The sequence below is a fragment of the Cupriavidus sp. DL-D2 genome, from assembly GCF_039710735.1.
Lineage (GTDB): Bacteria > Pseudomonadota > Gammaproteobacteria > Burkholderiales > Burkholderiaceae > Cupriavidus.
On sequence record NZ_JBDKXK010000025.1, the window covers coordinates 16,062 to 29,196 of the forward strand.

Sequence of the window (13,135 nt, forward strand, 5' to 3'; positions counted from 1 at the left end):
CGTTGGCCGCTGCGCGTCCGAACGATCAAAGCGAACTCGCCACGTCAGCTACCACGGTGCGCAGCCAGATGTGCGCCGGGTCCTGCCGATAGCGCACGTGCCATGCCATGTGCAGCGGAAAGGTTCCAAGATCCACGGGCGCGGCCACTACCTTCAGGCGCGGGTCGTGGGCCAGGCGACGGCAGATCAGCTGGGGAAGCGTGGCGCAGTAGTCGGTGACCGCGACAATCTCGGAGATGGTCGCGAAGTGGGTGACCGACACCACCACCTCCCGCTTGAGCCCCTGACGGTCCAGCGCCTGAAAGAGTCCGGCGCGCAGCCGCCCCGGGGGCAGCACGTTGACGTGTTTCAGTCGTTCGTACTGAGTCTTTGTGATTCGGCTGCCGATTGTCGGATGATCGGCACGCACCACGCAGGCCAGGCCGTCATCCGCAATGTGTTGCACCACGAGATTGTCCGGCGCATCGCTGAGGCGGCCCAGCACCATCGCGGTGGTGCCTGACGTCACCCCAGTCTCCGCGAGGTCGTTGCCGAAGGGCAGCAGACGTATCTGGATGCCTGGCGCGAGTGCAGTGAGCCGCGCAACCAGCGCGGGCACCAGCACGAATTCCACGTAGCTGTTGGGCGCGATCGTGATGATCTGGTCGGCGCTTGACGGGTCGAAGGCCCGCTGTCCGAGTACCACCGTATCCATCGCAGCCAGCGCCTGGGTCAGCGCCGGTGCGAGCTGCTCGGCCTTCGCAGTGGGCCGCATGCCATAGCGTTCACGGATAAACAGCGGGTCCTGCAGCATGGTGCGCAGGCGCGATAGCGCATTCGACAGTGCGGCTTGCGTCATGCCCAGGCGGTCGGCGGCGCGGGTCACGCTGCGCTCCTCCATCAGCGCCACGAAGATCGGTAGCAGGTTCAGGTCGTAGCGCATCGCGACATATATCGCTGGCAATAAAACTGGATTATAGAAATTAAATTGGATGAATCACTGTCCGGCGCCGATGATTCGCTCATCCCAACACCGAACGGAGAGCACCATGTCCCTCAAGAACCTCATCCCTGGCCGCCTGGGCTTTGGCACCGCACCGCTGGGCAACATGTTCCGCGCCATTCCCGAAGCCGAGGCGCAGGCAACCGTCGATGCCGCGTGGCAGGACGGCATCCGCTTCTTCGATACCGCGCCGTTCTACGGTGCCGGCCTGGCGGAGGCGCGCCTGGGCGACGTGCTTGCGGGCCGCGACCGCGACAGCCTGGTGCTGGCCACCAAGGTTGGCCGCCTGGTGCTGGACGAGGTCGAGGACGTCACCGCGCGAGACCTGGGCGAGAAGGGCGACGTGTTCCGGCACGGCCGCGCCAACCGTATCGTCAACGATTACTCCGAGGCCGCGACGCTGCGCTCGATCGAGGACAGCCTGAAGCGTCTGAAGACCGATCGGCTGGACATCGTGTGGGTGCACGACGTGGCGCAGGACTTCTACGGCGACGAGTGGCTTGGCGTGTTCGAGACTGCACGCAAGGGCGCCTTCAAGGCGCTGGACCGCCTGCGCGATGAGGGCGTGATCCGCGCCTGGGGACTGGGCGTGAACCGCGTCGAGCCCATCGAACTGCTGCTCGACCTGCAAAGCGCGCAACCGGACGGCTTCCTGCTTGCCGGCCGCTACACGCTGCTGGATCACTCGCGCGCCTTGCAGCGGGTGATGCCGCAAGTGGCGGCACGCGGCCTGGGCATCGTGGTGGGCGGCCCCTACAGTTCGGGCGCGCTGGTTGGCGGCCCCAATTTCGAGTACGCCCCGGCGACACCGGCGATCCTGGAGCGGGTGCAGGCGATCAAGTCGATTGCCGATCGTCACGACGTGACGATGAAGGCTGCGGGCCTGCAGTTCTCGCTGGCCCATCCGGCTGTGGCAGCCGTGATCCCAGGCGCCAGCCGGCCGGAACGCATCGCCGAAGACCGCGCAGCGCTGGAAGCACAGGTGCCCGTCGACTTCTGGCGTGAACTGCGTCAGGCCGGACTGGTACATCCCGACGCGCCGCTGCCGCACGGCATCTGAAACACGGAAGACTGTCATGCTCAACCAAGCCTACGAAACCCAGTGCGCCTCGACGAAGACGCACTGCACCGATGCTGGCCAGATCCGCCGCAAGACCTTCACGCTGCTGGCACTGGCGCTCGGCACCTTCTCGATCGGTACGTCCGAATTTGCCAGCATGGGCCTGCTCCAGCAGTTTGCCGCGAGTCTGCACATTGACCTGACCACCGCCACGCACGCCATCGAGGCGTATGCGCTGGGCGTGGTGCTCGGGGGGCCCGCTGTGACGATCCTGGCGGCCAAGCTGAACCGCAAGCACCTGTTGCTGGTCTTGATGGCCGTCTTCGTGCTTGGCAATGTGCTGTCGGCAGTGGCGATGGGGTTGGGCAGCTTCACGCTGGCGCGCTTCCTGAGTGGCATTCCGCAAGGGGCCTACTTTGGGGCAGGGGCCGTGGTGGCCTCCTATATCGTCGGGCCGGGTCAGGGTGGGCGGGCCTTTGCGTTGGTGATGACGGGGCTGACGGTCGCCACCATCGTGGGGTCGCCGCTGGCCACGCTGATGGGACAGACCCTCGGCTGGCGCAATGCGTACCTGGCCGTATCGGCACTGGGCCTGTTATCGCTGCTGGCGCTGTGGGCCTGGGTGCCGCGCTCCAGTGCGCTGGATGGTGGGCCGGTGCTGCAGGAGCTTCGGGCGCTGAATCGCCCTGCCGTCTGGGCGATGGTGGTCGTGGCCGCCCTGGGCGTGGCGAGCATCTTCGCTGTCTACACCTTCATCGGTCCCCTCGTCACCGATGGCGCGCGGCTTGGCGAGCGCTGGATTCCGGTTGCGCTGGGCATCTTCGGCGTGGGCATGACGGCGGGCAATGTCATCGGCGGCTGGCTGGCCGACCGTCACCCCACGCGGGGGCTGGTAGCCGGTTTCGGTAGCGCGTTGATCGTCCTTGCGCTGCTGGCCACAGGCGGGCAGAACGCCGGTGTCCTGATGGTCGGTCTGTTTGCGGTGGGCGCCACGATGATGGTCGCCATCCCGACCATCCAGGTCCGGCTGACCCAGGCCGCTCCCGATGCACCGACGTTGATGGGCGCGATGAACCTGGCAGCGCTCAACGTGGCGAACGCCATTGGCGCCTGGGCCGGCGGGCAGGTCATCGCGCAGGGACACGGCTTGCTGTCCGCAGTGTGGGCGGGTTTTGCGCTGACGCTGGCCGGGCTTGTGCTGTTCCTGCTGATTTCACGCAAGCGTGCAGTCGTTGGCAGGCCGAGCGAGGCCTATCCCGTCTGACCCAGAAACCGTGCCGGCATGGCCGGCACAGCGGGCAGGTGGTACGTCAAGCCCCGGTCGTGTTATTCCACTTCACCGCTATCGGTGTCGCCAATTTGCGCGTCGTTCTCGTGACGCATGGCCGCCGCAGCGAGCGTTGTGGCCTGGGCGGACGCGGTTTCCTTGCGTTCGCTATAGCGATCCGTCAGATAGTCGCTGCGGTCCCGCACCAGCAGCGTGAACTTGTAGAGTTCTTCCATGACGTCGACCACGCGGTCATAGTAGGGCGACGGCTTCATGCGCCCCTCGGCATCGAACTCCTGGTATGCCTTGGCCACCGACGACTGGTTCGGAATCGTCACCATGCGCATCCAGCGTCCCAGCACGCGCAGCGCGTTGACGGCGTTGAACGACTGCGAGCCGCCGCACACCTGCATCACAGCCAGCGTGCGTCCCTGCGTCGGACGAATGCCGCCTATCTCCAGCGGCAGCCAGTCGATCTGATTCTTGAAGACCGCTGTCAGCGTGCCGTGGCGCTCGGGGCTGCACCAGACCTGGCCTTCCGACCATTCGGAGAGCTTGCGCAGCTCGACCACCTTGGGGTGATCGGCGGGCACGCTGTCGGCCATGGGCAATTCAAACGGATCGAATACGCGGGTTTCCGCGCCGAAGTGCTGAAGAATCCGTTCGGCTTCATGCACGAGCAAGCGGCTGTAGGACGTTTTGCGAAGCGAGCCATAGAGCAGCAGGATACGCGGCGGATGCGTGCTGACACGCTGGGATTCCAACTTGTGGAGGTCGGGCGTGTCGAGCGCTGCCGGGACGATGTTGGGGAGATCGACCATCATCGAATCTTCCGGCCTTGCGCGTCAATCACGGCCTCGCCGTCTTCCTTGGTGAAGGCGCCTTGCTGCGGTGCCGGCAGGATGTCCAGCACGACTTCGGACGGCCGGCACAAGCGCGCGCCAAGCTCGGTCACGACGAAGGGGCGGTTGATCAGGATCGGATGGGCCAGCATGGCGTCGAGCAACTGGTCATCGGTCAATGCCGGGTCGGCGAGACCGAGTTCGGCGTAGGGCGTGCCCTTTTCGCGGATCGCTTCGCGAACGGTGAGGCCCGCTTCGCGGATCATCGCCTGCAAGGTGTGCCGGCCGGGTGGCGTGCTCAGATACTCGACAACAACCGGCTCGATGCCCGCATTGCGGATCATCGCCAGCGTATTGCGCGACGTACCGCACGCCGGGTTGTGATAGATGGTGACGGTCATGGGTGTCTCAATGCGATGCGTACCAGTGCTGCGAGCGGTTGACCACGCCAACCACGAGCAGCATCACGGGAACTTCGATCAGCACGCCGACGACGGTGGCGAGCGCCGCGCCGGATTGGAAGCCGAACAGGCTGATGGCAGTGGCGACGGCCAGTTCGAAGGAATTGCTCGCGCCGATCAACGCCGATGGGCCTGCGACGCAATGCGCGACGCCGAGTTTGCGATTGAGGAGATAGGCCAGCCCGGAGTTCAGCACGACCTGGATCAGGATCGGCACAGCAAGCAGCAGGATGATGAGAGGCTGGTCGACGATGGCGTTGCCTTGGAAGCCGAACAGCAGCACCAGCGTCGCAAGCAACGCGGCAATCGAGTAGGGGCCGAGGGAACCGACCACGCGCTGGTACGTAGCTTCGCCGCGCGCCAGCAATGCCTTGCGGATGAGCTGCGCGACCAGCACCGGCACGACGATGTAGAGCGCGACCGACGCGATGAGCGTATCCCATGGCACGGTGATCGATGACAGGCCCAGCAGCAGCGCAACGACAGGCGCGAAGGCCACGATCATGATGGCGTCGTTGAGCGCCACCTGCGACAGCGTGAAGTAGGGATCGCCCTTGCAGAGTTGCGACCAGACGAAGACCATCGCCGTGCACGGCGCCGCCGCCAGCAGGATCAAGCCGGCGATGTAGCTATCGAGTTGATCTGCTGGCAGCCACCCCGCGAACAGATGGCGCACGAAGATCCATCCGAGCAATGCCATCGAGAACGGCTTGACCAGCCAGTTGACGAAGAGCGTCACGCCGATGCCGCGCCAGTGTTTCGAGACCTGGCCCATGGCGCTGAAATCGATCTTGATCAGCATCGGAATGATCATGACCCAGATCAGCACGCCGACCGGCAGGTTCACCTGCGCCACTTCCATGGCACCAATGGCGTGAAAGACCGATGGCAGCCATTGGCCGAGCAGGATGCCAACGACGATGCAGAACGCTACCCAGACAGTCAGATAGCGCTCGAAGAATCCGATGGCGCTGGGACGCTCTACGGCCCCTGCGGATTGTTGCGCCGTGCTCATTGTTTCGAGGACGCCGAGGCAGCGGAACAAGCGGAAACCGGCGAGCACGGGTTGCCGCCGCAGCAGTTCTCCGTCAGATAGCCCAGCAAGTCATTCATGGTCTCGAAGCGGGCCATGTAGAGGATCGAGCGGCCCTCCTGGCGGCTGGCCAGCAGTCCGGCACGATGCAATTCCTTGAGGTGGAAGGACAGCGATGACGCTGGCATCTCCATCAGTTCGGCAATGCGGCCAGCGGCCAGTCCTTCAGGGCCGGCCTGTACGAGCAGGCGGAAGACGGCGAGGCGGACGGCGTGGGCCAGTGCCGCCAGTGCTTCGAGAGCGTGATCGGTTTGCATCGTTCGAATGTAGTCGAAATATCGAAGGGATGCAACCATGATTTCGGAGGGAATCGCGAGACTGACGTCGGGGAATGGTGGCGGGCGGATTCCATCGGCCAATGCCTTCGATGTTTCCGCCACGCGGCCGAACGACCTTCAGCGCCGAGCTGGCTTATTCGTCAGCCTTTGCGCCTGACTGACGCACGATTTCGGCCCATTTTTTTCCTTCGGAGACGTTGTACCGCGCAAAGTCTGCTGGCGAAGAGCCGATGGGTTCGGCGCCCATGTCGGCATATTGCTGGCGCACGTCCGGACGCTTGAGCGCCGCGGCCGCATGAGCGGCCAGCTTTTCGACCACCGCGGGCGGAGTGCCGCGCGGTGCCCAGAGGCCATACCAGGTGCTGATTTCAAAGCCCGGCAGACCGGACTCCGCAACGGTGGGGACGTCGGGCAAGGCGCTGGCGCGGCGTGCGGTTGTCACCGCCACGGCACGCAGCTTTCCGGACTTGATGAAGGGCATTGCCGAAGGCATCGAATCAAACATCAACTGGATCTGCCCACCCATCAGGTCGGTCAACGCCGGTGCGCTGCCCTTGTATGGCACATGCTGCATCGAGACCTTGGCCGCCAGCTTGAAGGATTCGCCGGCCAGTTGCTGTGCCGAGGCATTGCCCGCCGAACCAAAATTCAGCGAATTGCCCTGGCGCCTGGCATACGCGATCAGGTCCTGCACGGTCCTGACCGGCGAATTGTTGTTGACCACCAGCACCAGCGGCACGTCGGCCAGTTGTGTGATGGGAACGAAGTCCTTGAATGCGTCATAGCGCATCCTGGAATAGATGCTGGGGTTGATCACGTGTAGCGAGGCATTGGCCAGCATCGTGTAGCCATCCGGTGTTGCGCGCGCGACGGCTTCCGCACCGATCATGCCGCTTGCACCGGGTTTGTTGTCGACGACCACGCTCTGACCCAGGCTCTCGCTCATCTTCACGGCCACCACGCGTGCGAGCAGGTCGGTCGGTCCGCCGGCGGGATAAGGCAACACCAGGCGCAGGGGATGTTGGGGGAACTCCTGTGCCGAAGCGCCAGCGGACAGCATGGCGACGGCAGTTCCCGCCAACGCCAGGGCTGTGCGGAGCCGTGGCCACGCAGGTGTTCTGGTTGATGAAGTGTTCACGTCTCTGTCTCCTTGATTTTTATTGCTACCTTGCCAACTACCTTGCGGGATTCCAGCGCGGCGAGGGCATCGCCCAGGCCGGTAAGCGGATAGACTGCGGACACGGTCGGTTCGAGCTTTCCTTCCGCGGCCCATTGCAGCAACGTGGACATGACAGGCTGCAACGCGGACGCATGTTCCGCGCGCTCATTGGTCGGGGTCCAGCCGATGTAACGGCCAAAGAAGAATCCGTGCAGCGTCAGGTTCTTGACCAGCAGCAGGTTGACGGGGGCCTGCGGAATGGAGCCACTGGCAAATCCGATGCTGAGGATGCGAGCGTTAGGCGCTGCCGCGCGCAGCGCTTGTCCAAACAGGTCTCCGCCGACCGGGTCTACCACCACATCCGCGCCGCGGCCATCGGTGAGTGCCTTGACGGATGCCGCGAGATCTTCGGGCGCCAGCGCATGCGTGGCGCCTCGGCGCAGTGCCTCCGCGCGCTTGGCTTCCGTACTGGCGCAGGCGATCACGGTAGCGCCAAGCTGACGACCAATTTCCAGCGCGGCGAGACCAACCCCGGCCCCGGCGCCGAGCACCAGCACGGTGTCTTGCGCGCGCAGTCCGCAACGCCAGACCAATCCGCAATACGCGGTGCCATAAGACAAGGGAATCGGCAGCGCCGACGTTGAAGGCAGCGATTCCGGTACTGGGTAGACCGTGTACTCGGGGAGGGTCAGGCGCTCCGCATAGCCGCCCCAGTCGGCAATCGCAACCACGCGGTCGCCGGGGTGCAGTCGCGTGACGGCATGTCCGCAGGCCACCACGTGTCCCACCACCTCGGTGCCCGGCACGAATGGAAGCGGCGGGCGTCGTTGGTACTGGCCGGCAATCATCAGGCCTGTGGCATGGCTGACGCTGGCGAACTCCACGGCAATCGTGACCGCGTGCGGATCGGTCAGTTCAGGTTCGGCCACGCTCGCGAGTTCTACGTCCTTGACGCTGCCAAATTGCCTGCATACGAGCGCTTTCATTGCGCCTCCGCGAGTTGGGTTGCCGCCTGTCGCACCACACCTTGCTGCAACCATTGGTCGATGGCCTGTCTGGTGAAGCCCGCCTCCTGCAACAGTTGCACCGTATGCTCGCCGTTGTCAGGCGCCGGACCCACGGGGCGACGCATGCCTGTGGCGGGAATGCCGGCAAAGGGCAGTGCCCCCAGCCCGGGCTGTGCGATGGTCTGGAACGTTTGCCGATGCAAAGCCTGGGGGTGCTGCAGCACGTCGGCATAGGTGCGCACCGGCGCATGAAGTACATCGTGACGGGTCAGTTTTTCCTGCCACGCCGCAGTCGTGCCGGTGGCAACGATCTGCGCTACCTGCTGGTTCAGCAGCGCCGCATGCGCCATGCGGGACGCGTTGTTGTCAAAGCGTGCGTCACTCAGCCAATCCTCACGCTCAAGTGCTCGGCAGAGTTTGGCGAACTGGGCATCGTTCAGGGCAAGCAGCGTCACGCTGCCATCGAGCGTGGCATAGATGCCGTTGGGTGCGCTCACCGGTCCGGCAGCGGATGGACCCGCGATGGCATATTCGAGGAGATTGTTGGCTTGCAGCGCGCAGCAGGCGTCGAAAAGATTCAATTCGACATGGCCGCCGCGCCCCGTGCGAAACCGCCGGCACAATGCGGCGGCGCAGGCCTGGGCCGCGTAGAGGCCGGTGGCGGCGTCCGCCAGCAGCATGCCAATACGCCGGGGTGTGCCGTCAGCGTCGCGATTCGCGAACATGAGTCCGGTGTCGGCCTGCATCACGGAATCCGATGCCGGGTAATCGGCATAGGGTCCCTCGGGTCCGTAGCCGCTGATGGAGACATAGACCAGTTCCGGCCGCCGCCTGGCCAGTTCCTCATAGCCCACGCCCAGCCGCTCCGCCACTTGCGGGCGGAAATTCTGCACGACGACGTCGGCCCGAAGCGCCAGTTCCAGCAGCAGGTCCTTCCCCGCGCCGGTCGTGGCATCGATGCAGATACTGCGCTTGCCCGCGTTATAGGCGATGCCCAGCGCACTGGTGCTGCCATGCACAACACCGACCTTGCGGCCCCAGTCGCCAGTTGGCGGTTCGACCTTGACGATTTCCGCGCCTTGCTGCCAAAGGATGTGTGCGCAGTACGGGCCCGCAATGCCCTGGCTGATATCCAGCACGCGCAGGCCCGCAAAAGGCAGCGTTTCAAGGGTTGGATCGGTGTCGTGCGGGGCGTCTCGCATGGGGGTAACTCAGCATGAATTGGCTTGATGCCTATGCTAGGGTTACGCCTGCAGTGAAACAATCCTTCGATTTGTGCCAGTGGTGTTGACTCGTGATTGACAATAGCTTCGACCTCAACCTGATGCGCCTGTTTGTGACGATGGTGGAATCGCGCACGATGACGCTGGCCGCCGAACGCAGCGGCATGACGCGTTCCAACGTGTCGCGCCGCCTGAAGGTGCTCGAGCAACACCTCGGCGCGCAATTGATGCGAAGGACGACGCGGCACGTCGAGTTGACGGAGGCAGGACAACTTCTCTATGCGCACGCGCTGCGCATGCTCGATGAGCTGCAATCGGCCAGCACCGCGATCGACAGTCTTGGCACCGTAGTGCGCGGCGACGTGCGCATTCGCTTGCCTACAGGCCTGGGTCATCTCTATCTGACGCCCTTGCTTCTGGAGTTCGCCCGCGTCTATCCGCAGATATCGCTGCGCGTGGCGATCAATGACAACATTGGCGATCTGATTTCCGCGGAAGTCGATGTGGCGTTGAAAATTACCTCGCAGCCGCCGGATGATCATGTGGCACGACGCATCTGCGGCGTCGGCTGGTGCCTGTGTGCAACGCCGTCGTTTCTGGAAGGTCGCGCCCCAATCCTCAGTGTGGCCGACCTGGAGCGTTACGACATGATTGCACCGGCATCGCTGGGCCGGCGCTTCACGCTCAAGGTCTGGATGGCAGGCACGCCGCAGACGCTGCGCGTGTCACCGCGCATTCAGTCCGGCGACTATCCCTTTCTGCTCGAGTCCATGATGGCGGGCCTTGGCGTGGCGCTGTTGCCGCGCTATGCCGTCTGGCGGCAGCTACAGGCGGGACAGGTGCAGGAGGTGCTTGCAGAATGCGAGGCGGAGGGCGTGGGCGACAGCGTCTATATGCTGACGGCGCCAAGCCGCTTTCCCACGCTGGCGACGCGCACGTTGATGGACTTCATTCGCATGCACCTGGAGCGGCAGGCCGAAAGCTGGGGGCAGAGCGCGAAACGTCAGCAAGCCTGACTCCAACATAACGTTCTCCAGTCACTGGATCGCGTTGCCTTCAAAGTATTGCAATGCAACTCAATTGCATTTATTCTAGTATTCGCAACAGTGTTGCAAATACTGACTGAGCCTGCGCGCCCCGCTTCCTTGACATCCACCCGTCTGACCACCTGGATTCTTATCCTCCTTCTGCTGTTGCAGGGGTGGGCGGCGCTCGCACATGTGCATGGCAGGCATTCCGGCATGGGCGACGGATGGAGTATCGGCAGCAGCGAATTCGCGACGCAAGCCAGCGTGGCAGGGGACATCACGTTCGCGTTGAACGAGTCCGCCGATGAGGACGGGCAAAGCGAGCCGACGGAAAGTTGCCGGTGCCTCTGGTGCTCCGCGCGGTTGCATGCGGTGGCGTGCCTGCTGATTCTGGCGGCCGTGCTGCTCGGCACGGTTCGCCATGTCGAGCGGCTTGTCTTTCGCGTCATCACACCCGTCTGGCGTACCCGCTTCGTACCTCGCATAGGCTCGCGCGCCCCGCCCGCGATCTGAGTCTTCTGGCGCTCGCGAGTTGTGAGCGCTGTCTCCTTCCCTCCCTTTCCCTTTTTATCGCCGCCCTCACGCGCACTGTCGCGGGATGGCTGCCGGCCGTACCTACCATGCAAAAGAACAAGATGCCGCGCCTCACGCGCATTGCCGCGTTGATTTCCCTTGCCTTCAGCGGCCCCGGTCAGGCCGCGCCTGCCGATCCGCCCGAGACGGTCCTGCCAACGGTAAGCGTGGTGGCCGATACGTCGATCGACATGCAGGGCAAGCGCACCATCGTCACGACTGACAGCACCGGCCTGCCTGCGGTGGTATCCACGATTTCCCAGGAAGAACTGGGCACCATCAACATTGGCCGTGACATCTCGAACATGTTCCGCCGCGTGCCTGGCGTGGTTGCGAACAACATCGACCAGGGCGATACCGGCAACGGTTTTCGCATGCGGGGGTTTGCCACGCAGGGCACACACGGTGCCGATACCGCGGTGTATGTCGACGGTGTGCCGCAGAACACGCCATCCAGTCAGGCGGGAGCGGGGCACGGTCCGGCCTTTCTCGAATGGCTCACGCCCGAGATGATCGGCCAGATCGATGTCATCAAGGGGCCGGTGTCGGCGCTCTATGGCGACCAGAACCGTGCCGGTGCGGTGCCGATAGCAACGGTCTCGGGCGATGTGCCATCGAGCATCTCGCTCGGCTTCGACCGGTACGACGGCAAGCGCGCTTCGCTCGTGCTGTCTGGCAGCTACGCGTTCCGGCCGGAATCGCCGCCGATCCAGTCGGTGTTCGTGGCCGACGTGTACCGCACGCACAGCTATCGCTACGACGGCAGCACGGACCGCGACAACTTCATGTGGAAGCTGACGACCAAGGTGGGCGATGGTATCTACAGCCTGCGGCTCAACCACTATCGCGCCGACTATCGTTCTGCGGGCTACCTGCTGCTCAGTGACCTGCAATCGGGCAAGGTCGACCCGCGCTCCACGCAGGCGGGCCTGCCCGGCTTCGGCAGCGGCAGGCGCACGATGTTCGCGCTCAACCGCGCGCCGGCGTCCGGGGAAGGCGGCTGGTACGCCACGGTCTACGGCGAAGCATTCGACCGTCAGCGCGGCATCACCAATACCAGTACACAGCAGACCGTGGGCACCGACGACCGCAACATCTTCGGCGGCCGCCTCGCCAACAATTTTGTGTTCGGAGACCGGGCTGCATTGATGATCGGTGCCGAGCTGCGCCGCGATCATGGCGATGCACAGCGGCAGATCTGGATGAATGGCGTGCCGACCGCCAACTACGTCAATGCGCAGGGACTGAACCTGCTGACCTATGGATTGTTCGTGCAGGGGCAGGTCAGGCCGCTCGACTCGGTAAAACTGACTGCGGGCGTGCGGCGCGACTGGTTCGACTACGACATCGACAACCGCAAACTGCCGGGCGCCAGTACACACTATTTCTCGGGCGTGACGACGCCGAAGTTTGGCGCGGTCTGGTCCGTGCTGCCCCGACTCGATCTCTTTGCCAACGTTGCGCAAGGGTTTCGCTCGCCAGCGGCGGAGCAGATCAGCAGCAGCGGCGGTACGGGGCCACTGGGCGCACCCGGTGGCGTGATCTACGATGTGTCGCCATCGAAGGTGAAGTCCTATGACGTGGGATTCACCACCACGCCAGTGGACAGCGTGACCCTGACTGCCGCGGCCTACTACACGCTCAACGAGGATGAGATCGTCGCCCAGCCCGATGGCTCGTTCAAGTCCGTGGGCGACACCACGCGCAAGGGGTACGAGATCGAGGCGCGCTGGCGTCCGCTGCGCCAGTTCTCGATGTACGCCAGCTACGGTCACATCATCGAGGCCCAGGCCAACAACCCACTGCCGAATACCGGTGCAAAGCTGTCCGTGCCACGCCATCAGGTGAAGGTGGGCGCCGAATACAAGCAGAAGGTGCAGGCGGCGATGCTGACGCTGAATGCCGATGCCTACCTGACCTCGGGCATTCCGTACTACATGGGCACGCCGCAGACGCAGTTGCGCGACATGCCCACCTACACGCGCTTTGATCTGCGCGCGGTGCTGGACTGGAAGCAGTATCAATTGTCGGCATATGGCGTGCTGCAACCGCATCGTTTCTCGACCGAGGCTGCATACGGCAGCGCGGCGGGATTGCTGGTGGCGCCGCAGCCCAAGTGGCAATTCGGCGTATCCGGTCGCTATTTCTTCTAAGGCAGTCAC

The 13,135-nt window shown here is 64.1% G+C and carries 13 protein-coding genes; 5 read left to right on the top strand and 8 right to left on the bottom strand.

Annotation, left to right across the window (positions count from 1 at the left end; all coding sequences use genetic code 11):
- Positions 1–25 precede the first annotated feature (25 nt).
- Entirely contained in the window at positions 26–922 is an 897-nt protein-coding gene (locus ABDB81_RS15590; RefSeq protein WP_346811959.1) for a LysR family transcriptional regulator, read from the bottom strand.
- Positions 923–1,028: 106 nt separating this feature from the next.
- On the opposite strand from ABDB81_RS15590, the gene ABDB81_RS15595 reads away from it, so the two are divergent.
- Both ABDB81_RS15595 and ABDB81_RS15600 read left to right on the top strand, forming a co-directional pair.
- Positions 1,029–2,042, top strand: coding sequence for an aldo/keto reductase (locus ABDB81_RS15595; protein ID WP_137928605.1), 1,014 nt, complete (start codon positions 1,029–1,031; stop codon positions 2,040–2,042).
- A gap of 16 nt (positions 2,043–2,058) precedes the next feature.
- Entirely contained in the window at positions 2,059–3,306 is a 1,248-nt protein-coding gene (locus ABDB81_RS15600) for an MFS transporter (protein WP_346811961.1), read from the top strand.
- 62 nt (positions 3,307–3,368) lie between these two features.
- Here the strand turns inward: ABDB81_RS15600 and arsH are convergent, their stop codons facing one another.
- The 7 genes from arsH to ABDB81_RS15635 form a co-directional block, all read right to left on the bottom strand.
- Positions 3,369–4,133 (bottom strand): arsenical resistance protein ArsH, encoded by a 765-nt coding sequence (arsH, locus tag ABDB81_RS15605; protein ID WP_160473356.1) that lies wholly within the window; start codon positions 4,131–4,133, stop codon positions 3,369–3,371.
- Positions 4,130–4,552 (bottom strand): arsenate reductase (glutaredoxin), encoded by a 423-nt coding sequence (arsC, locus tag ABDB81_RS15610; RefSeq protein ID WP_346811963.1) that lies wholly within the window; start codon positions 4,550–4,552, stop codon positions 4,130–4,132. The genes arsH and arsC overlap by 4 nt, the downstream gene beginning before the upstream one ends.
- A 7-nt stretch (positions 4,553–4,559) precedes the next feature.
- On the bottom strand, positions 4,560–5,627 hold the full coding sequence (gene arsB / locus ABDB81_RS15615; RefSeq protein WP_346811965.1) for an ACR3 family arsenite efflux transporter: 1,068 nt from the start codon (positions 5,625–5,627) through the stop codon (positions 4,560–4,562).
- On the bottom strand, positions 5,624–5,962 hold the full coding sequence (locus ABDB81_RS15620; protein WP_346811967.1) for a metalloregulator ArsR/SmtB family transcription factor: 339 nt from the start codon (positions 5,960–5,962) through the stop codon (positions 5,624–5,626). The genes arsB and ABDB81_RS15620 overlap by 4 nt, the downstream gene beginning before the upstream one ends.
- 154 nt (positions 5,963–6,116) lie before the next feature.
- Positions 6,117–7,043, bottom strand: a complete 927-nt coding sequence (locus ABDB81_RS15625; protein ID WP_346812068.1) for a tripartite tricarboxylate transporter substrate binding protein — start codon at positions 7,041–7,043, stop codon at positions 6,117–6,119.
- Between the two features lie 74 nt (positions 7,044–7,117).
- The gene (locus tag ABDB81_RS15630) at positions 7,118–8,128 is read right to left on the bottom strand and encodes an NADPH:quinone oxidoreductase family protein (RefSeq protein WP_160473361.1); all 1,011 of its coding nucleotides are present in this window, start codon (positions 8,126–8,128) and stop codon (positions 7,118–7,120) included.
- The gene (locus tag ABDB81_RS15635; protein WP_346811969.1) at positions 8,125–9,351 is read right to left on the bottom strand and encodes a CoA transferase; all 1,227 of its coding nucleotides are present in this window, start codon (positions 9,349–9,351) and stop codon (positions 8,125–8,127) included. The genes ABDB81_RS15630 and ABDB81_RS15635 overlap by 4 nt, the downstream gene beginning before the upstream one ends.
- A gap of 92 nt (positions 9,352–9,443) precedes the next feature.
- Between ABDB81_RS15635 and ABDB81_RS15640 the strand changes: the two genes are divergently transcribed.
- The 3 genes from ABDB81_RS15640 to ABDB81_RS15650 all read left to right on the top strand — a co-directional run bounded on the left by ABDB81_RS15640 (position 9,444) and on the right by ABDB81_RS15650 (position 13,126).
- Positions 9,444–10,388 (top strand): LysR family transcriptional regulator, encoded by a 945-nt coding sequence (locus ABDB81_RS15640; RefSeq protein WP_346811970.1) that lies wholly within the window; start codon positions 9,444–9,446, stop codon positions 10,386–10,388.
- Positions 10,389–10,517: 129 nt separating this feature from the next.
- Complete coding sequence (locus ABDB81_RS15645; protein ID WP_346811971.1) at positions 10,518–10,913, top strand: DUF2946 family protein; 396 nt, start codon at positions 10,518–10,520, stop codon at positions 10,911–10,913.
- Positions 10,914–11,020: 107 nt separating this feature from the next.
- Positions 11,021–13,126, top strand: a complete 2,106-nt coding sequence (locus ABDB81_RS15650) for a TonB-dependent receptor (RefSeq protein ID WP_346811972.1) — start codon at positions 11,021–11,023, stop codon at positions 13,124–13,126.
- Positions 13,127–13,135: the final 9 nt, after the last annotated feature.